Raw genomic sequence first — 18,123 nt, forward strand, 5'->3', positions numbered from 1 at the left:
TCAGGCCGGCAGCAGCCATTCGCCCTTGCCGTCCGCGGCGAGGTCGCCGACGAAACGGCGCGGATGGCTGGCCGCGAGCGCGCCGAACGGGCCGCCGAGCGCGACGAGGCTGCGCGCGAGCAGCGTCCAGATGACTTGCACATCGTGGCCGGTCGGCACGAAAGTCGGCGGCGGCTCGGGCTGCGGTCCGGCGAAGATCAGCGTGCCGCGGCGCATGCCGTAGCCGCAGTGCGCGCCGACCTCGCCCGCGACGGCGATCGTGCCGGCGACGAGCCTTGAGGCGAGGAAGTCGCCCGCGTCGCCGAACACGATCGCGCTCCCGCGCCGCATGCGGTCGCCGAAGCGCGCACCGGCATTGCCGCGCACGAGAAGCAGTCCGCCGCGCATGCCGTCCATGTCGCCGGGCAGCGCGCTCGCCGCGTAGTCGCCGACGTCACCGCGGACCTCCATCCGCCCGCCTGCCATCTCACACGCAGCAAGCATCCCGGCGCTGCCCGTGACGACGATCTCGCCGGCGCGCATCTCGGCGCCGACGTAATCGCCGACGTCGCCCTCGACGCGGATGCGTCCGCCATCCATCCCACGACCGACGCCGTCGCAGCGCGACAGGTCGCCTTCGAAGACGATTTCGGCGCTGTCGGCGGCAAGCGCTTCAACATCGAAGAATTCGCCGAGCGGCAACTGCTCATTGCCGTGCCACAGCATCCTGCGCGCGACCTCGACCGAAGACTCGCCCGCGAGCGAGAGCGGCGTGAGGCCGGCCAACTCCAGCCGCAGAACCGGTTGTGTGCGCAGCCGCAGGCGGAATGCGCCCGTGGCGCGATCGTTCCCGTTCATGAAGCCTCCTTGCCGAGCAGCGCATGCAGCCGGTACAGGTAGGGCCCGAGCTTGCCGCCGTAGTTGCCTGCGGAGATGCGCCGCACCCCGGCCGCCGCACCCCGCCCGACGATGGTTTCGATGCCGATGCGCATCGCCGCGGCGACGTCGCCGTCGGTGAGGCCGTCGATGACGATTTCCATCACGCAGTTGATTTCCTCACCGGGTTCGGCCGCGAGTTCGGTCCGCTTCGCGAGCGGCGTCAGGGCTGGGCAATACGCATCGTTGCTCGACGCCGGCAGCGACGCATACTTGCTGCCGACCTTCGAGCCCGAACGCACCACGCCGCCGGGGAAAGGCAGGATCACGTTCGGCAACGCCCGCATCGCCGCGACCGCGATTTCGGCTGCGCCGAGCGCCGCGTCCGTGTCGCGCGCGAGGATCAACAGGTTGCCGCCGCCGACCGCCTTCACGACTGGCGTCGTCTCCTCGGCGACGAACTCGCCGTCCATCACGGGCACGCGCCAGTAGCGCCGCCCGTCGATCACCTTCGAGATCTGCCAGCCGTCGCCGAAGAAGCGCAGGTTCTTGCCGAGGGCCGCGCGATCCGCGTCGGGCCCGGCGTCGAGCCCGGAAAAAACCGCCGTCGTCGGGCAAGTCAGCACGCACTGCCCGACGCGCCGTTCGATCTGCTTCGCGAGCTCCTTGCCGGACATCGAAAACAGCAGCACCGACACACCCGGACGGCCGTCCGGCGTCTCATCCGAGCCCAGCACCCGCTCGATGCCCGCCTCGCAGCCGCAGGCGATCACCGAGGTCGCGAATCCGGTCAGCGCGACCGCCGCATGGTTCGCCCAGGTCGCGTTGTGCGCGGTGATGACGAGCCGCGTGGCCTTCATCGGAAAGGCCTCGGCGAAGGTATCGTCGATGGTGATGCCGTTGATCTGCATGATCGTCGCGGCGCTCCTCATTTGCGCGCTCATTTCCGGCCTCCACCGTGCATCGGACACTGCAACAGACGTCCGCCGTTCGCGCAGCTGCACAGCTCGTCGCGACCGATCGCAGCATGGCGCCAGCTCGTCGACAGATGCTCGTCGGCGTACTTCGCGAGGTCCCGCTCGATCGCCGGATCGAAGTCCGGCTCCAGGAAATGCGTGCCGCCGACCGGCGTCGCGACGATGCGTCCGTTCCGGGCGACGAGTTCGCCGTCCTTGAACACGTATTCGGGCGTCGCGAACATCGCCTCGCGGTCGGCGTCCTCGCGATACACCGCGATGTCGGCCGCGGCCCCCTCGCCGAGCTGGCCACGGTCGGCGAGCCCCAGCAGCCGGGCCGGCGCCGCGCGCGTCATGATCGCGATCTCGTACAGGCTCAGCTCGCGGCGGATCTCGCGCAGCGGCGCGGCCGCGGCGACCTCAGGGTGCAGCTTCGCGAGCTGCTCATCACGGAAGGACTTGTCCATCAGCAGGCGGATCAGGTGCGGATAACTCGTGAAGGGACCGCCGTTCGGGTGGTCGGTCGTCAGCACGACGCGCCACGGGTCGTCGACGAGCAGGAAGAGCTCCAGCCCGATCGCCCACTGCAGCGCATTGACGAAGCTCTGCTCGCGGTAGCGGAAGGGCACGATGCCGCAGCCGGCGTCGCACTCGATGTCGGCACCGATCCACTTGCGCGGGCTGCCGAAGTCGGCGTTCGCGTGCTGCCGCATCGTGTCGCCGGACGCCGTGACCGTCTGGCCGAAGATGATCTGGCCGACGTCGATGCTGACGTTACGGTTCGCGTTCACCGCGTCGGCGAGCTCGCGCGCCGCCGACGAGAACTTGCGCGAGCCCTCGGTCCCGTAGGCGTGGAACTGCACGTGCGTCAGGTGCGCCGGCAGCCCTTCGAGCGCCGCGATCGTCGCCAGCGTCGAGCCGATGTTGCCGGGCACACCGAGATTGCTCGCATGGATGTGCAGCGGATGCGGCACGCCGAGTTCGTGCAGCGCACGCGCGAGCGTCTGCACGACGTGCCGCGGCGTGATGCGCCAATGCACGTGGTCCTCGTCGACGTCGAGCTTCCTCTGATTGAACTTGAACGCAGAGATGCCACCCGGATTGACGACCTTGACGCCCATCGCGCGCGTCGCATGGATCGTCCAGCCGACGTAGTCGCGGATGCGCTCGAAGTCCTGGCCTTCCGCGAGCATGCGCAGCATCAGCTCGTCGTTGCCGAGCATCACATAGGCGCCATGGTCGAGGATCGGCGTGTCGCCCATCTCCATGTGTGCGTGGCGCGCGTTCGACACCGCCATCGCCGGCTCGAAGGCCGCCGTGTAGCCCATCTCGGCGTAGCGGTAGCCGGTCGCGAGCGTACCCGGCGTGCAGCAGCCGGCGGAGGCGAGTTCCAGCGGATTGTCCGGCGCGCGGTTTGCGCGGTGGTCCTCGGGCAGCAGCATGCGGGCGAGGTTCACCTTGCCGCCGCCGATGTGCGTATGCATGTCGATGCCGCCCGCCATGACGACCATGCCAGAGACGTCGTACTCGCGATCGACCTTCTCGGCCGGATGCAGCGCGACGATGCGCCCGTCGCGCACGCCGATGTCACGGATCTCCCCGTCGATGCCGTTGGCCGGATCGACGACTCGGCCGCCTTTGAGACGCACGGTGCTCATCGCGCACCCCCTTCCGAGCTGACGACAGACAGCGCCGCGGCAATGTCGGCAGCGACCTCCGCAACGCCGGGCAGTGTGTCCTCGTAGATCGGCGCGAGCGGTAGCACGATGCCGCCGTCGGCACGGAAGAGATGCCCGGCCGAGCCGATGCCCGGCGTCGACACCGGAATGAAGACGGTATTCGGCCGCGTCGCGGCGGTTTCGAGCCCCGGGTGGCCGAGCACGACGAGCGGCAGGTCGGTGGCCGGCGGCGCGAGCTCGGGCGAGAACGCCGACACCCACAGCAGCGCGTCGACCGTCCTGCCCGCGAGGAGCTGCGCCGTCGCATAGCGCTGCGGCTCATGCACGAGCCCGCGGCGGTGCACGCCGGTGCGCAGCGGCAGGCCGGACAGCCAGGTCGTGACCTGATTCGCCGTGTAGCCGCCATCGCCGCCGCCGAGGCAGAAGGCCGCGGCGCGCGTCGTACGGTTCAGTGTATTGACGATGCGCTGGATCGTCTCGGCGACGAGCGCGCCGTGCGCCGGCAGGCTCGCGGATTCCCAGACGACGACGGTGTAGCGCGCGGTCAGCATGCGGGCGACGAGCGCCTCGATTGCCGGATCGCTGCCGGCCAGGCGACGGCCCGCGAGCCGGGCGGCGAGGAGTGCGGCGGTGTCGAAGACGTCACCGGCAAGCCCGATCTCCTCCGTCGTGCAGGCGCCGAGTCCCGACGCGGAAGCCGCTACTCGGGCACCGACGAAGACGACGTGCCGCTCGGGCGCATCGACCGCCGGGGCGGTGCGGCGGAAGAACTCCGGATAGTGATCGGTCGCGTTCGTGCCGAGGCAGACCACAAGGTCGGCGCGGTTACGGATCTCGGCGAGCGTCGTGTAGAACACGCCGCGGTCCTGCAGCGCGCGCGTCGAGTGCATCAGCGCGTCGCCGTTCGCGTGGTCGAGGATCGCGCCGCAGCCGTTGGCGAGCCGGTAAAGCGCGCGCATGCCGGCGACGTCGGTCGCGAGCCCCGCGAAGAGCGGCTGACGGCTCGCGGCGAGGATTGCGGCGGCGGCAGCGACGGCGCCTTGGTGGTCGGCAGGGCGCCCGTCGATCCGTGCCGTCGCCGACGACGGCCCGGCCGCGAAATGGGACAGCGCAGCGGCCGCACGCGGGCAGTCGCTTCCGACCAGCGTCGGTCGGGGAGCGGCTTCGACCGAAAAGCCGTCGCAAGACAGCGGGCAGAACGGGCAAGTCCAGGACCGGCCCGTCGCGGCGGTGGAAGATGAGGAGGCGGTGGTGGCAGTCATGGTCAGAGCTAAGGCAAGCGATATGCCACCCATCCGCTTCCCTGCGACGACGCGGTCTGCACCGCCGAATCGGTACCAATGCGCCACCTGGCTCAACAGTGTGTCAGCGCCGCCCACGGCGGCACGGGACACTGTGTCACGCAAAGCCCGGACCACCGACACCTTGGCCCACGACATCCCCGCCGCCCCTGCCATTGCGGCGGCTGGCACGAATCCTGAGAGGCCAAGGCCCGTCCGGTCCGAATCGCCATCGTCGCCATGTCCGTCTGCCGTCTCGCAAGCTGCCTCCCGCGCCGCACCGTCGCCCGCCGCACCGTGCTGGCACTGGCCGCGTTCGCGCTGCCGGCGGGCGCGGCGCCGACCGCGTACATCACGAATCAGGGCTCGCACGACCTCAGCGTCATCGACGGCGAGCGCCTCGCGGTCGTCGATCGGATCGCCGTCGGACGCTCTCCCGCGGGGATCGCCGTCAGCACGGCAAGCGGCAAGGCCTTCGTCAGCAATCCGGACAGCGCGACGGTCAGCGTCATCGACCTCGCCTCCCACCGCGTCACTGCGACGATCCCGATGGAGGGCGTGCCGCTCGGCATCGCCACCTCGCCCGACGGCAGCCGCCTCTACGTCGCCGCCTGGCAGACCGACCGGCTGAACGTGTTCGCGACCGACGACTACCGGCGCCTCGCGAGCATCGCTGTCGGCCGCTCGCCCGCCGGCATTGCCCTGTCGCCCGACGGAGCAACGGTCTTCGTTGCCAACCGCGACGACGACACCGTTGGGGTCATTGACGCCGCGACACTCACGGTCACGCAGACCATCCCCGTCGGCCGCCATCCCTTCGCACTCGGCGCGAGCCCCTCGGGCCGGCATCTGCTCGCACTCAACGTCTATGGCGACGACGTCACCGTCATCGACGCGCAAGGCCGCACCCCGCTCGCGACCCTCGCGGTCGGCCGCGCCCCCTACGGCGTCGCCTTCGACGACACCGGCCGGCGCGCCTTCGTGACCAACCAGCAGGCGGCGAGCGTGTCGGTGATCGACCTCGACGCCGAGCCGCCCCGCGTCGCCGCGACCTGGACGACCGCCGAATACCCCGAAGGCATCGCATACGACGCCGGCCGGCTGTGGGTCGTCGGCTGGATGGACGACGTTGTCGCGATCCATGACATCGCCTCCGGCCAGCGCCTGCGCGACGTCGCCGTCGGCCGCAATCCGCGTGGCTTCGGCGCCTTCCTCGCCACGACAAGCCGCAGCGAGGCCGCCCGATGACGCCGCTCGCCCGCCCCACGCCCCACGCTCACCCTCTCCCTCTCGGCGACCGACCGCAAGCGCGGAACGGCTGCGCCCTCCCCTGCCCGCCCATCCCTTTCCGGGCAGGGGAGTTCTTTTTATTCCCTTCCTGGAGCGACACCATGATGCGCAAGACACTGATCGCCGCGACGCTGCTATGCGCTGCCACCGCCGCCTGGGCCCACGGCCCGACGCGCCAGAAAGTCGCCGAGACCGTCACCATCGCGGCGCCGCCGGAAGCCGTATGGGACCGCCTCAAGGACTTCGCCGCGATGCAGAACTGGCATCCGGCTGTCGAATCCTCGCAGGCGACCGCCGGCAACGAGGTCGGCTCCGTGCGCACGCTCAACCTGAAAGGCGGCGGCAAGGTCGTCGAGGAGCTCACGCGCTACTCCGCCGAAGAACACCGCTTCGGGTACAAGATGACCGACCCCGGCCCGATCCCCGTCACGAACTACAGTTCGACGCTGAGCGTGACGCCCGGTGACGGCGGAACGAGCGTCGTCGAGTGGAAAGGTGGCTTCTATCGTGGCGACCCGAACGGCAATCCGGCTCCCGAACGTAACGACGACGCCGCGATAGCGGCCATCACCGGCATCTACAAGACGGGCCTGGACAACCTGAAGAAACTTGCCGAAGGCAAATGAACGCATCCGCGCCCCTCGGGAGCCGAGGGCGCGGAACAGCGGCTTTCCCGGCCTGAGGGGTCATCCAAACGAATTCCTTCTTGCCGCATCACAGCGCCTTGCGCGTTCGCAGACGCACGGCAGCGCCGCATCGATCGTCTTCGACGCGTTCAATCGCTTCAAACCCGCAGGGACGATGGAGCGGTTCTACCGCCGTCGTGGCCGTCAGCTCGACGGCCCGAAAACCCTCCCTCCTCGCAGCCGCCTCGCGGCGCCTCCCTCCTACAGCACGGGACATAGGGATCACGTATCCGGCGGTTCATTGATTGACGGTTCATCTCACGCCGTCATTATGACTTTTGCCTTAGATCAACATGGACGCCAGGCGCAATTTGTATCATGACATTGCCGCTACTCGACGAGACTCGAAGGCGTCCACGGATTCCGGGGCGATCGGCGGGCAGGATAAAAGTCCCGCCTTCACTGAAATCAATGGGAAGCCATGGATGCGTTGATCACACCGTTCCGCGATGCACTCGTAACACTCGATCGGAACGGTGCTGAGAGGATCTTCCAGCAAGCCTTGGCCTCCCAATCCCCGCTCGCCGCGGTCGAGCAGTTGGTGGTGCCGGCCCTGGAATTGATTGGCCAGGACTGGCACGAAGGAAATATCGCGCTGTCGCAGGTGTACATGAGCGGACGGGCGTGCGTCGAACTCGTCGAGCGCGTGCTGCCGCCGGGCGACCCGGCCCGCAAGAACCCGCTGCCATCGGCCATCGTCGTACTCAATGACAATCACATGCTCGGCAAGCGCATCGTCTATTCGGTCATGCGCGCGAGCGGACACCCGCTGCTGGACTACGGCCGCCTGGATGTCGAGCGACTGGTCGAGCGCGCGTTGGCCGACAAGATCCGCGTGTTGCTGATTTCGGTCCTGATCCTGCCTTCCGCGCTCAAGATCAAGGAAGTCTGCGCCCGGCTGAAGGCGAGCGGTGCAGACGTCAGGGTCCTGGTCGGCGGCGCGCCCTTTCTGTTCGACGACCAGTTGTGGCAGGAGGTGGGCGCCGATGCCGTGGGCTATAGCGCCGCCGAGGCCGTCGCCATCGTCGACCGCTGGATGGATGAGATGCAATGAATTCCATGCAGCGCACGCTGACCGCACTGAGTCAGCAGGAACCCGACCGCGTACCGCTCTTCCTCCTCACCACGCTGCACGGCGCGAAGGAACTCGGCATGTCGATCGAGGAATACTTCAGTCGCGCCGAGCACGTCATCGAGGGCCAGTTGCGTCTGTGGCGGAAATATCGCGCCGATTGTCTCTATGGCTTCTACCATGCCTCGATCGAAATGGAGGCGTGGGGCGGCAGCACGATCTACCTGCCCGACGGCCCGCCGCAGAACGGGCGGCCGGTCATCGTCAGGCGCGAGGATATCGATGCGCTGCAGGTGCCCGATATTGCCGTGGCGACGGGCCTGCAGCGGGTGCTGGCCACGCTGCGCGGCCTCAAGGCGGCGGTGAGCGACACGGTGCCGATCATCGCCGTGGCGATCTCGCCGTTCTCGCTGCCGGTGATGCAGATGGGCTTCGACAAGTACATCGAGCTCATCTACGAAGACCCGGCGCGCTTTGAAAAGCTGATGGACGTCAACATCGCATTTTCCGTCGCCTGGGCCAACGCCCAACTGGCGGCAGGTGCGACCGCGATCTGCTATTTCGACCCGCTGTCCTCGACCACCAACCTCCCGGCCGAGCTCTATTCGAAGACCGGCCAGCGGGTCGCCAAGCGGGCGATTGCCCAGATCAAAGGGCCGACCGCAACGCACATGGCCTCGGGACGCTGCCTGCCGATCATCGGCGACATTGCCGAGACGGGGACTGCGATCGTCGGCGTCAGTACGCTGGAAAACCTCGCCGATCTCAAGGCGGCTACCGGCAAACGGGTCAGCCTGCTCGGTAATCTGAATACCGTCGAGATGCGGCGCTGGACGCCCGCGCAGGCCGAACTGGAGGTGAAGCGCGCGATCGCAGCCGCCGGGCGCGGGGGCGGCTTCCTGCTCGGCGAGAACCACGGCGAGGTGCCATGGCAGGTACCCGACGAGGTGCTGCTCGCCATCGGCGACGCCGTCGAGCGCTGGGGGCGCTATCCCCTCGACTGGGTCGCCGAGTGGACCGACAGTGCCTGAAAGCCGATCTCCGATGGCCGGCAAACTCTGCCTTTTCTATTGCCACACCTTCCACCCCGAAGTCGCAGCGGCCATCGCCGAAGAGGGCTGGGACGACGTCGTCCCTGTCGCCTTTCCAGCTCGTTGCGGGCGTCCGCCGCTGAATTGGGACGAACTGCGCCCGCTGTTGCCGGACGGGAGCACCCAGACTCTCGTGCTCGGCAGCGCCTGCCTGCATGGGCTGGGCGCGCCGCCCGCCGGCTTTCAGACGGCCCGCATCCTCTCCGCGAAGCAGTGCTTCCACTGGGTTGCCGGGGAAACCCTGGTGGATGAAACCATCAGTGCCGGCGGCTACTTGATGACACTGTCCTGGCTCGCCGACTGGCGCGGTCGGATCCGTGCGCTGGGCTTCGATCCCGACAATTCCGTCGAGCTCGCAGACTTCTTCCGTGAATCCGCCAGCGCAATGGTCCTGCTCGACACGGGACGGAGTTCACACCACGACGCCGACACCGACGCCCGGTTGGCCGAGCTGCAAGCGACGGTGCAGTTGCCGGTCCGGCGCATCGCAGTCGGGCTCGAGACCCTGAGACTGAAACTCGCCAGGCAGGTACTCGAATGGCGGCTCGCGCAAGAGCAGCAGGCCCGCAGGGAATACGCGCAGCGCCATGCCAGAGAACTGGCGGATCACCTCGCCTCCATGGACATCCTGGTGCGCCTGGCGAGGACGCAAATTGAAACGGAAGCGATCATAGCGATCGAGGATCTCTTCCGCGTGCTCTTCGCACCGGGCGCGCTTCATTACCTGCGCATGGTGAACGACGTCCCCGTGCCGGACGGGCAGATTCCTGCCCCGCTGATTGACGCCATGTTGGCCCTGCGCGGTAGCCACGCCCGGAGCCCCGACGGCCGAGGCTTTCTCCTGCGCATCGCCAGCGGCGAGGAAACGCTGGGCGTCATCGCCCTCGAGGAGGTCGCCTCCTCGGAATGGAACGAGCACTCCCTCAACATCGCACTGGCCCTCACCGGCGTCTGCGGCCTGGTGATCGACAACGCGCGCAATAGAAAGCGCCTGATCGAGTCCGAGAAGATGGCCGCGCTCGGCGTACTCATTGCCGGCGTCGCCCACGAGATCAACACCCCACTCGGTGTCGGGCTGGCGGCTGCCAGCACGCTGCGTGAACGCTCCCGTCATCTCGCCGGGCATTTCGCTGCGCGCACGATGACGCACTCCGAACTGACCCAATACCTCGAGACGGCCCAGGCCGGTACCGATCTGCTGTGCCAGAATCTGGAGCGGATCGGCGACCTCGTCGATGCCTTTCGCCAGGTGGCAGTCGATAGCAAGACGCCGGACAAGACGCGGTTTCGCCTGTGGGAGTGCCTCGACGACGTGATTCGCAGCCTCGGCGACCAGCTCGTCGCAGCCGGCATCCCTGTGCACATCGACTGCGATCGGGGGCTGGAAATCGAAGGCGTCGCCGGCGATTGGGTCAGCATCTTCGTAAACCTGGTCGTCAACTCCCTCAAGCACGGCTTCAAGGATTCCGGCCAGGGCAGCATCGCCATGCGCATCGTCAGCGATGCAAAACGACTGCGGGTGGATTACCGAGACGACGGTGCGGGCATGGACCCGACGACGCTCGCCCGCATCTTCGATCCCTTCTTCACCACCGATCTCCAGCGCGGCATGGGGCTCGGCATGCACCTCGTATACAACCTGGTCACGCATCGCATGGGCGGCAACATTCAATGCGACAGCCGACGCGGCCAGGGGGTTCACTTCGTCATCGAGATTCCCCAATGAGCGCCCCTGACAATTTTGCCGACCTGTTCGCGCCCGAGTTGCCCGAGCCCGAAGGGCTCGCCCGGCCGCCGTGGAAGGTGCTGATGGTCGATGACGAGCCGGCGATTCATGCGGTACTACGCCTCGCGCTGCAGAATATCGTCATCGACGGGCGCGGACTGCAATTGCTGGAAGCGCGATCCGGCGATGAAGCCAAGGCCCGCTTGGACGAACACCCAGACATCGCGCTCGTCCTTCTCGACGTCGTGATGGAAACAGAGCACGCGGGTCTCGACCTCGTGCGCCACATCCGCGAGGAACTTTCCAACCGCTGGATGCAGATCGTGCTGGTCACCGGGCAACCCGGCTATGCGCCCCAACGCGAGGTGATTACCAACTTCCAGATCGACGGCTATCGCCTCAAGTCGGAACTGACCGCCGACAAGATCTTTGTGTCGGTCTATGCCGCGTTGCGCACGCATCAGGCGATGCTTGACCTGGAGCAGCAGCGTCAGCAGTTGGCTCAGGTCGGAGCGGAACTCGAGCAGCACCGACGGCACCTGGAAATGCTGGTCGAACAACGCACGACCGATCTCGCCGCGGCGACGAAGGTGGCGGAGGCTGCGAGAATCGATGCCGAACGGGCGAACAACAGCAAGTCCCGTTTCCTGGCCGCGGCCAGTCATGACCTGCGACAGCCGCTTTCGGCCCTCAACCTCTACATCGATGTCCTTCGGGCCAAGAGCTCTGCCGCCGACCGGCCGTTGTTGGTCAATCTGAAAGAATGCGTCGCAAGCCTGAACGTATTGCTGACCGACCTGCTCGATCTCTCCAAACTCGACGCGGGTGTCGTTACGCCGAGCATCGTCGATTTTCCGATCGCCGATATCCTGAGCAATCTGCAATCCGTCCATGCCCCGGACGCGCAGTTGAAGGGTTTGCGCCTTCGTTGCGTCGAATCCGGCCTGACCGTCCGCACCGACGCGGTCATGTTCCGGCGAATGGTCTGCAATCTGGTCTCGAACGCGATCCGATACACCGAGCGTGGCACGGTGCTGATCGGCTGTCGGCGGCGGCACGGGAAAACCTGGGTGGAGGTGTGGGATACGGGAATCGGCATCCCTAAAGCCAAGACGAAAGAGATCTTCGAGGAGTTCAAGCAACTCGACGAAGCGCGGACTCGCGGCAGCGGCTTGGGCCTCGCGATCGTCGACAGGTCGGCGAAGCTGCTCGGTCTTGACGTGCGGGTGCGATCGACCCCGGGCCGGGGATCGATGTTCGCGATCGAAGCACCGATCGGCGTCGAGGCGAGCCTGCGGCCCCTGCCGCCAGCCGGGCACCGCTCGCTTCGCATCGCCTTGGTGGAAGACAACGAACACGTTCGCCAGGCACTCGATCTCGCGTTGCGCGCCGCCGGGCACGAGGTCGTGTCGGCTGCGGACTGCCGCTCGCTTCTCGCCCGCTTCGACTGCTGGACCCCCGACGTCCTGATCTCGGATTACCGGCTGTCGGGCGGGGAAACCGGATTCGACGTGATTACGCGCGTTAGGGCCGAGTTCGGCGAGAATCTTCCGGCGGTTCTCATCACCGGCGATACCGATCCGAATTTGATCCGCAGCATGGCCGGCCGCGGCGTTGTTGTGCAACACAAGCCGCTGCAGATCGACGCCCTGCAAGCCTGCATCCAGGGGATGGCGGTCTAACCGAAAGGTGAAAGGACGGCGAAGCAAGTTCGTATGCGCCCATAAATAGACTTGTCTTGCTGCACCGCAACATCTGCGCGTAACATGTGGGGGTTCAAGATTGATTCCGCGGATAACAAGTGTGCCGTACAAGGGCACGCCGCAACCCCGGCCAACCTTTTATGACCTGAAAGGAGCCCCCCATGAAACTGAAACCCGCTATCGCTCTCGGCGCCGCAGCGCTGTTGGCCGCCAGCTTCGGCGCCCTGGCCGAGCCGACCGACGACGCCCCCTACGGCAAGCACCTGACCTCGACCGAAGCCGTCGCGCAGTCCCGCGCGGGCTCCTTCGACGTCTACATCGATGCGCCGACCGGCTTCGCGTTCGTGCATACGCCTACGGGCTGGACCTTCACCCGCAAGGTGCAGGACGACTCGCCGGTGCTCGCCGAACTGCGCGCCCGAGACAGCCGCGAATTGCTGACAAGCGCCGCGCTCTCCGAGCAGTGAGACAAAGGCCGCGATCGCGGCCTTTTTTCTATTCCGCCGAATATCGCACGCCGACACCGCCGGCCGTTTCCCGACCCGGATCGCCTAGGCGGCCGTCGCGTCGCCGCATCGAAATCCGCCCGTTCGAGCGCGAGGTAGCGGTAATGCACGTTCTGCCGATGAACCTCTGCGTAGCCCGCCCAGCCTGCATAAGCAGGTAGCGCTGCAACATCTACCGACTCGGATAGGCTCGCCCCGTTCGCGTACAAGCGGCGCACTTCGGCGTCGAGCGCGACGAGATATGCGCGAAGCGCCGCGACGGCCTCGACGGTGACGACCGGCCCGTGCCCGGGCACGATACGTCGCACCGGCAAGCTCACGATCCGGTCGAGCGCGGCGACCCAGCCGTCCAAGTCCGCGTCCCGGAGCATCGGCACGCGATCGACCGCGATGAGCCCGCCCGCGTAGAGCGTGCCGCTCGCGCGATCGAGCACCGCCAGATTGCCGGGCGCACTCGCCCACCCAAAATCGAGCACTTCGACTTGTCGCCCGCCGAGATCGACCGTCCAGCCCCCCTCGCCGCCGCTGTCCGGCACCGGCACGCGCGTACCGGCCATCGCGTCGGCGCCGTACGACTCGATTGCGTGCTCCAGGCAGGTGTGGCAGCGCTGGGCGATGAGCGTTGCGCAGTGCGGATGAGCGACGACTCGGATGCCGGCGTCCTGCAACGCTGTGGCGCCGAACAGGAACTCGGGCAACGGATGCGAGATCAGCGCGAGCCGCGGTGGGCGGTCGGTCACGCGCCGCTGTGCGGTGAGGACCGCATGCCCCTGGCGGTACGACGCGCCGGTGTCGAAGAGCAGTGCGGCATCCTCGCCGACCAGCAGCCCGACATTACCGACTTCCGCAGGCACGCCTTCGGCGGCCAGCGCCGCGCCGGACAGCACGTACGCGCCGGGCGCGACCATCTCGAACTCCGCGGCGCCGGCGGCTACGACCGGCATCAGCAGAGCGGCCAGCCAGAGCCACGACCCCGCCCAGGGACGTTTCATACCGCCGCCACCAGTCAGATTCCGTCGGCGCGCGCAGTCACCGGAACGCGGCTTTCGAAACTCCGGTCGTCGGTGTCGACGACTTCCGCCGCGAGTTCGCCACCGCCCTCGCCGCGGAACATGAAGCGGAAACTCGGATTCTCGCTGATCGAAAAACCCACCTCGGCCACGAGCACCGGGCGGCCGCGATACTGCACCGTCACCTGACGCACGAAATGCGGCTTCGGGTACAAGCGCGTGATCTGGTCCATCGCCAGACCCGACGTGTTCGGGTGGCTGATCATCAACTGCGCGCGCCGCCACTCGCCGCCCGCGTCGTCGACTTTTAGCCGCATGCGGCCGAGATTCGCCGCTGCGGCGGCCGGGTCCTTGCCCGCCGGTGCCGAGCAGCCACCGGACGCCTTCACGAAGCGGGTCGCCATGTACAGCGAGCCGTCGTCGAGCTCGGCGATCGCGCGCACGAAGCCGTACTGTTCGATCCGCACGCGCGTCTCGACATCCGCACGCCCGCTCTCCAGGCCGAAGTGCAGCGTGGCGGCGACGGGAGACGGGTTGCCGTCGATCACGAGCCACACGGTCTTCACGTGATGCGCGGCGGATGGGTCCAGCCGGCTGCGGACGGCAATCGGCACGATCGCGGCATCCGCGGCGCGCGCAGGCGCTTCGAGCGCGAGCGTGTCCTCGTCCGCCACGGCGATCGGACGGGCACCGAACAGGGCCGCGCGCAGTTGCCGCCAGACGGCGTTCGCTTCGGCGTCGTCCTCACCCGCAAACGCCGACCCGCTCGCAGCGAAGCAGCACACGAGAATCCACAGCAAGGGTCCAAGCATGGCCGCTACTCCCATTCGAGTTCCGCATACGCAGCGGTGAGATTGCGCCGGTGATAAGCGTCGGCGAGCGCCCAGCCTTTGGCATCGGCCGGATCGGCGGCGTCGACGGTTTCGCCCAGCGTCTTGCCGGCCGCGATCGCCTCGCGCACGCGGGTCACGACCCGTCCGAGATAGCGCGACTGCGCATCGAGAGTTGCCGGCCAGGGCGGCGCGATGCGGCCGTGCCCGGGAACAACCCGCGACACTGGCAACTCGCGCAGCCGCGCGTCGACCTCGATCCAGCCCTTGATGCTGCCGTCGACGGACGGGATGCGCTCCTCGAACAGCAGATCGCCGAGCCACAGGGTGCCACTCGCCTCGTCGAACACCGTCAGGTCGTTGTTCGTGTGCGCTGTCGGCCAACGCTGCAGCACCAGCGTGCGGCCGCCGAGATCGAGCCGCAGGCGGTCGTCGACGAGCAGGTCCGGCGTGACGACGCGACTGCCGGCCGCCGCATCTCCGAGCGCGTCGGCAAGCCGGGCCTCGTAATGGCCGGCACGCGCGGCAAGGGCCTCCGGCAGGCTCGCGGCGCCGACGAAGCGGGTGCCGCCGCCGGCGAACGCGGCGTTGCCGAACACGTGGTCCGGGTGCATATGCGTGTTGATCACGTAGCACACCGGCCGGTCGGTCCTCCGCCGTACCGCGGCCGCAAGCGCCTGACCGACCGCGAGGCTGCCGCCGGTGTCGATCACTGCGACGCAGCGCTCGCCGACGACGAAGCCGATGTTCGCGATATCGCCCAGATTCGCTCGCGAGGTCTCCTCGTGACGACCGACGTGGACGAAGAAGCCAGGCGCGGCCTCGACGAGTTCAAACGGGGGCTCGTCACCACCCCAGGCGAACCCGATCGACGACAACGCAGCGCAGGCCCACGCCATGAGGCGGCGGGCCGCGGCCACAGCGCGCGGCCTCAAGCTCCCATCAGGCACGCCTTGCGCGCCTCGGCCTGCATGGCGCGGAACTTGGACGCCATCTCCTTGCCGGCAGTGTAGGACCGCATCGTCTCGCCGCGCTCGCCACCGATGCTCAGCGCATTGGCCGAGGTCGAGTACTCGACGTACTGGTCGTACGGCAGCCGCTGCGCGATGGAGTCGATCATGCAGGTGCACTTGTAGATGTTCTCCTGCGCCGGCCCGTGCGCGTCGCGGGCACAGCCGAGCACGTATTCGACGCGGTCGAGCGTCGGGTAGTCGTTCGCGGTCGCGGCGACGGCCGCCGGCGCCCAGGGCACGAGGCCGCAGGCGAGTGTGCAAAGCAGTTTCCTGATCATCGCTATTTTCCCTCCGTCATGTAGCCCGGTGCCTGCCGCGGCCCTTCGTCCCCGCCCTTGCCGCCGGCTTCGCTGCGAAGCGTCACGACTTCTTCGATTAGCGGCTGACCGCCGGCCGCCGGGGCGACCTGCGTGCTCAGCTCGTACACGCCGCCGGGCACCTGTGGCGACAGCGTGAAGCGATAGGTCTTGCTCCCCATTCCTCGCATGCGCTCCTGCTGCGTATCGGAGACATACGGTCGGATCTCCACGCGCGTCGCGGGCACCGTCTTGCCGCCGTAGCTGACGACGACGTTCGACACTTGCGCGCCTTCAGCGAGCGCGAGGCGGATGCGATGGCGGAAGTAGTTCTCCTGTCCGCCGAGGCGGCGGTGCATGTCGCGCACGTCGGCTTCGAGGAAGTACAGGATCAGCGGATTGCTGACCGGATGCTCCACGTCGGGCAGCACGAGATGGCGCTCGCCGTGCAGATACTCGACCTGCACGGCGAGCTCCTTCCGCTCGTCGCGGCGCGCGTTGAGAACCACCTCGTCATCGACGTCCGGCTGGCCGGCCTCCGTGCGGCGGTAGCGGTAGTGCAGGCTCGCCGTGGCCGGCAGGTTGTCGAGATGCGCGTCCTCGAACACCCGCTGCTCGGCCTCGGAGATCGGCGCGGCGGTCTCGACCGCGGACGCTGCCGGCCCCGCGAGCAGCGCAGCGACCAGCGGGAGCGGCCACAGCAAGCGTCGCATCATCGTTCGCTCACCGCGACGCGACCGCGTGCCGCACCGGCTCGGGCGAAGCGAGCGGCAGCACCACTGGCTGCGTGATCAGCGGCACCCCGTACTCCTTCAGGATGTTCGCGATCTCGGCCTGGTTCTCGTCGATCAGCGTCTCGATCTGCTGCTTCCACGCCTTCTCGCCGAAGCGCACGCCCATCGCCATCTCGTAATCGAACTTGACGCCCGGCTCGGACGCGAGCGGCACCACACGCAGCCCCGCATCCTTCGCCTGGCGCACCGTGTAGCTGCCGATCGGCCCCCACATTACCGCGGCGTCGATCGCGCCACTGGCGAGGTCGCGCGCGATGAGCTCGCCGGGAACCTCGCCGGGATCCGGATTCATCGTCTTGTACGGAACACCCGAATCGACCAGCTCGTGGCGCGCGAGCCACGCGGAACCGGGCGAACGGTCGAACACGGCGATCTTCAGGTGGGCGAGCTTGTCCGCGGGCAGCGCGAGGAAGTCGTCTTCGCTACGTATGCCGTCGAGCCCCCTTCCAGGCGCCAGCACCAGCACATAGGTCGAGCGGTAATAGGCCTTCGTCGACAGGACCTGCCCGAACTCGGCCGGCACGCCCATGACGATATCGCAGGGATAGTCCTTGCCCGGGAGCTTGTAGCGCAGCGTGTTGCGCACGAAGCCGAGCCGTTGCGGGAAGGTGTAGGTCTCGACCGGCAGGCCGAGCTTGGCGGCGAAGAGCGCGGCGATCTTGTCCTCGAAGCCCTCGCCGCGGGCATCGGTGAACGGGGGGTTGTTCGGGTCCTTGCAGACGCGGAAGGCCTTGCGCGACGGAGCGTCTTCGGCGGACGCCGGGACCGCGGCACCACCGAGCGCAAACGCGAGGAGCAGGCACAGGCTGCCACGCAGCCATGACGGGGAGGACGGTGAGCGCGTCATGATGCTACTGCTCGATTTCGACAACTTTTGCGCGCGTGATCGCACCATCCGAGCGCCCCTTCAGGTAGGCGTAGAGCTGGTCGATGTGCTCGGTCACCTTCGTGTTTTCGCCGAAGCTCGGCATGCCCTTGGCCATGCGCCCGCCAAGGACGGTGGTCTTGAACTCTTCCGGGGTCAGCACCTTCAACCGTTCGATCAGCGACGGGCCGACCAGGCCTTCCTGGTTGGGGCCATGGCAGCGGTCGCACGCCGCCGAGCGCCAGGTGCGGAAGCCCTGCATCGTGTTCGCGTCGACCTTGTAGCCTTCGACGACCGTATACAACGGGCCTTCGCTCAGCGCCGTCGCGGGCACGGCGACGCTTGCCAACAAAACCGTGAGCGAACAAAGAAGTGCGGGTTTCATCGAGTGTCTCCTCCGATATCGAAGTCTCTGCGCCCTGCCCGGCCCCGATCGCAGGCCGGGCGGGCGTCTGGTACGACGAGTTTGAT

The 18,123-nt window shown here is 67.6% G+C and carries 17 protein-coding genes and 1 pseudogene; 7 read left to right on the plus strand and 11 right to left on the minus strand.

From position 1 onward, the window contains the following. From VJ673_RS09055 to VJ673_RS09070, 4 genes are read right to left on the minus strand one after another with little or no spacing between them, the layout of a single operon-like run. Complete coding sequence (locus VJ673_RS09055; RefSeq protein ID WP_324125753.1) at positions 1 to 837, minus strand: formylmethanofuran dehydrogenase subunit C; 837 nt, start codon at positions 835 to 837, stop codon at positions 1 to 3. Then, on the minus strand, positions 834 to 1,799 hold the full coding sequence (gene fhcD, locus VJ673_RS09060; protein ID WP_324125754.1) for a formylmethanofuran--tetrahydromethanopterin N-formyltransferase: 966 nt from the start codon (positions 1,797 to 1,799) through the stop codon (positions 834 to 836). Before fhcD ends, VJ673_RS09055 begins: the two co-directional genes overlap by 4 nt. Continuing rightward, positions 1,796 to 3,469, minus strand: a complete 1,674-nt coding sequence (locus VJ673_RS09065; RefSeq protein WP_324125755.1) for a formylmethanofuran dehydrogenase subunit A — start codon at positions 3,467 to 3,469, stop codon at positions 1,796 to 1,798. The genes fhcD and VJ673_RS09065 overlap by 4 nt, the downstream gene beginning before the upstream one ends. Continuing rightward, a complete protein-coding gene (locus VJ673_RS09070; protein ID WP_324125756.1) occupies positions 3,466 to 4,752 on the minus strand; it encodes a molybdopterin-binding domain-containing protein in 1,287 nt (428 codons plus the stop codon). Before VJ673_RS09070 ends, VJ673_RS09065 begins: the two co-directional genes overlap by 4 nt. Positions 4,753 to 5,010: 258 nt before the next feature. Here VJ673_RS09070 and VJ673_RS09075 point away from each other — a divergent pair, with 258 nt between their 5' ends. The 7 genes from VJ673_RS09075 (at position 5,011) to VJ673_RS09105 (ending at position 12,805) form a co-directional block, all read left to right on the plus strand. Next, entirely contained in the window at positions 5,011 to 6,018 is a 1,008-nt protein-coding gene (locus VJ673_RS09075) for a YncE family protein (protein ID WP_324125757.1), read from the plus strand. 143 nt (positions 6,019 to 6,161) lie between these two features. Beyond that, positions 6,162 to 6,686, plus strand: coding sequence for an SRPBCC family protein (locus VJ673_RS09080; protein ID WP_324125758.1), 525 nt, complete (start codon positions 6,162 to 6,164; stop codon positions 6,684 to 6,686). A gap of 481 nt (positions 6,687 to 7,167) precedes the next feature. After that, positions 7,168 to 7,800: a cobalamin B12-binding domain-containing protein gene (locus tag VJ673_RS09085; protein WP_324125759.1), complete on the plus strand. Its 633-nt coding sequence runs from the start codon at positions 7,168 to 7,170 to the stop codon at positions 7,798 to 7,800. After that, the gene (locus tag VJ673_RS09090) at positions 7,797 to 8,849 is read left to right on the plus strand and encodes a uroporphyrinogen decarboxylase family protein (protein WP_324125760.1); all 1,053 of its coding nucleotides are present in this window, start codon (positions 7,797 to 7,799) and stop codon (positions 8,847 to 8,849) included. The genes VJ673_RS09085 and VJ673_RS09090 overlap by 4 nt, the downstream gene beginning before the upstream one ends. A gap of 13 nt (positions 8,850 to 8,862) precedes the next feature. Then, entirely contained in the window at positions 8,863 to 10,635 is a 1,773-nt protein-coding gene (locus VJ673_RS09095) for an ATP-binding protein (protein WP_324125761.1), read from the plus strand. Positions 10,636 to 10,718: 83 nt separating this feature from the next. Further along, positions 10,719 to 12,317, plus strand: a complete 1,599-nt coding sequence (locus VJ673_RS09100; RefSeq protein ID WP_324125762.1) for an ATP-binding response regulator — start codon at positions 10,719 to 10,721, stop codon at positions 12,315 to 12,317. A 182-nt stretch (positions 12,318 to 12,499) separates the two neighbouring features. Beyond that, positions 12,500 to 12,805, plus strand: coding sequence for a hypothetical protein (locus VJ673_RS09105; protein WP_324125763.1), 306 nt, complete (start codon positions 12,500 to 12,502; stop codon positions 12,803 to 12,805). Between the two features lie 335 nt (positions 12,806 to 13,140). On the opposite strand, the pseudogene VJ673_RS09110 reads toward VJ673_RS09105, so the two are convergent. From VJ673_RS09110 to VJ673_RS09140, 7 genes and pseudogenes are all read right to left on the minus strand, one after another. After that, a pseudogene (locus VJ673_RS09110) lies at positions 13,141 to 13,836 on the minus strand (MBL fold metallo-hydrolase); the annotation flags it as partial. Between the two features lie 14 nt (positions 13,837 to 13,850). Then, positions 13,851 to 14,666: a quinoprotein dehydrogenase-associated SoxYZ-like carrier gene (locus VJ673_RS09115; RefSeq protein WP_324125764.1), complete on the minus strand. Its 816-nt coding sequence runs from the start codon at positions 14,664 to 14,666 to the stop codon at positions 13,851 to 13,853. A gap of 5 nt (positions 14,667 to 14,671) precedes the next feature. Next, entirely contained in the window at positions 14,672 to 15,583 is a 912-nt protein-coding gene (locus VJ673_RS09120) for a quinoprotein relay system zinc metallohydrolase 2 (RefSeq protein ID WP_324125765.1), read from the minus strand. A gap of 32 nt (positions 15,584 to 15,615) precedes the next feature. Continuing rightward, positions 15,616 to 15,975, minus strand: a complete 360-nt coding sequence (locus VJ673_RS09125) for a hypothetical protein (RefSeq protein ID WP_324125766.1) — start codon at positions 15,973 to 15,975, stop codon at positions 15,616 to 15,618. 2 nt (positions 15,976 to 15,977) lie between these two features. After that, complete coding sequence (locus VJ673_RS09130) at positions 15,978 to 16,709, minus strand: hypothetical protein (RefSeq protein ID WP_324125767.1); 732 nt, start codon at positions 16,707 to 16,709, stop codon at positions 15,978 to 15,980. A gap of 7 nt (positions 16,710 to 16,716) precedes the next feature. Beyond that, positions 16,717 to 17,634: a quinoprotein dehydrogenase-associated putative ABC transporter substrate-binding protein gene (locus VJ673_RS09135; protein ID WP_324125768.1), complete on the minus strand. Its 918-nt coding sequence runs from the start codon at positions 17,632 to 17,634 to the stop codon at positions 16,717 to 16,719. Between the two features lie 4 nt (positions 17,635 to 17,638). Further along, the gene (locus VJ673_RS09140) at positions 17,639 to 18,037 is read right to left on the minus strand and encodes a c-type cytochrome (protein WP_324125769.1); all 399 of its coding nucleotides are present in this window, start codon (positions 18,035 to 18,037) and stop codon (positions 17,639 to 17,641) included. Positions 18,038 to 18,123 lie beyond the last annotated feature (86 nt).

The organism is Aromatoleum sp. (assembly GCF_035254505.1).
Lineage (GTDB): Bacteria > Pseudomonadota > Gammaproteobacteria > Burkholderiales > Rhodocyclaceae > Aromatoleum.

Bases quoted from the DNA above. Each gene is read 5' to 3' on its own strand.
- VJ673_RS09055 (WP_324125753.1), bottom strand. From the start codon at position 837: ATGAACGGGAACGATCGCGCCACGGGCGCATTCCGCCTGCGGCTGCGC.
- fhcD (WP_324125754.1), bottom strand. From the start codon at position 1,799: ATGAGCGCGCAAATGAGGAGCGCCGCGACGATCATGCAGATCAACGGC.
- VJ673_RS09065 (WP_324125755.1), bottom strand. From the start codon at position 3,469: ATGAGCACCGTGCGTCTCAAAGGCGGCCGAGTCGTCGATCCGGCCAAC.
- VJ673_RS09070 (WP_324125756.1), bottom strand. From the start codon at position 4,752: ATGACTGCCACCACCGCCTCCTCATCTTCCACCGCCGCGACGGGCCGG.
- VJ673_RS09075 (WP_324125757.1), top strand. From the start codon at position 5,011: ATGTCCGTCTGCCGTCTCGCAAGCTGCCTCCCGCGCCGCACCGTCGCC.
- VJ673_RS09080 (WP_324125758.1), top strand. From the start codon at position 6,162: ATGATGCGCAAGACACTGATCGCCGCGACGCTGCTATGCGCTGCCACC.
- VJ673_RS09085 (WP_324125759.1), top strand. From the start codon at position 7,168: ATGGATGCGTTGATCACACCGTTCCGCGATGCACTCGTAACACTCGAT.
- VJ673_RS09090 (WP_324125760.1), top strand. From the start codon at position 7,797: ATGAATTCCATGCAGCGCACGCTGACCGCACTGAGTCAGCAGGAACCC.
- VJ673_RS09095 (WP_324125761.1), top strand. From the start codon at position 8,863: ATGGCCGGCAAACTCTGCCTTTTCTATTGCCACACCTTCCACCCCGAA.
- VJ673_RS09100 (WP_324125762.1), top strand. From the start codon at position 10,719: ATGGTCGATGACGAGCCGGCGATTCATGCGGTACTACGCCTCGCGCTG.
- VJ673_RS09105 (WP_324125763.1), top strand. From the start codon at position 12,500: ATGAAACTGAAACCCGCTATCGCTCTCGGCGCCGCAGCGCTGTTGGCC.
- VJ673_RS09115 (WP_324125764.1), bottom strand. From the start codon at position 14,666: ATGCTTGGACCCTTGCTGTGGATTCTCGTGTGCTGCTTCGCTGCGAGC.
- VJ673_RS09120 (WP_324125765.1), bottom strand. From the start codon at position 15,583: ATGGCGTGGGCCTGCGCTGCGTTGTCGTCGATCGGGTTCGCCTGGGGT.
- VJ673_RS09125 (WP_324125766.1), bottom strand. From the start codon at position 15,975: ATGATCAGGAAACTGCTTTGCACACTCGCCTGCGGCCTCGTGCCCTGG.
- VJ673_RS09130 (WP_324125767.1), bottom strand. From the start codon at position 16,709: ATGATGCGACGCTTGCTGTGGCCGCTCCCGCTGGTCGCTGCGCTGCTC.
- VJ673_RS09135 (WP_324125768.1), bottom strand. From the start codon at position 17,634: ATGACGCGCTCACCGTCCTCCCCGTCATGGCTGCGTGGCAGCCTGTGC.
- VJ673_RS09140 (WP_324125769.1), bottom strand. From the start codon at position 18,037: ATGAAACCCGCACTTCTTTGTTCGCTCACGGTTTTGTTGGCAAGCGTC.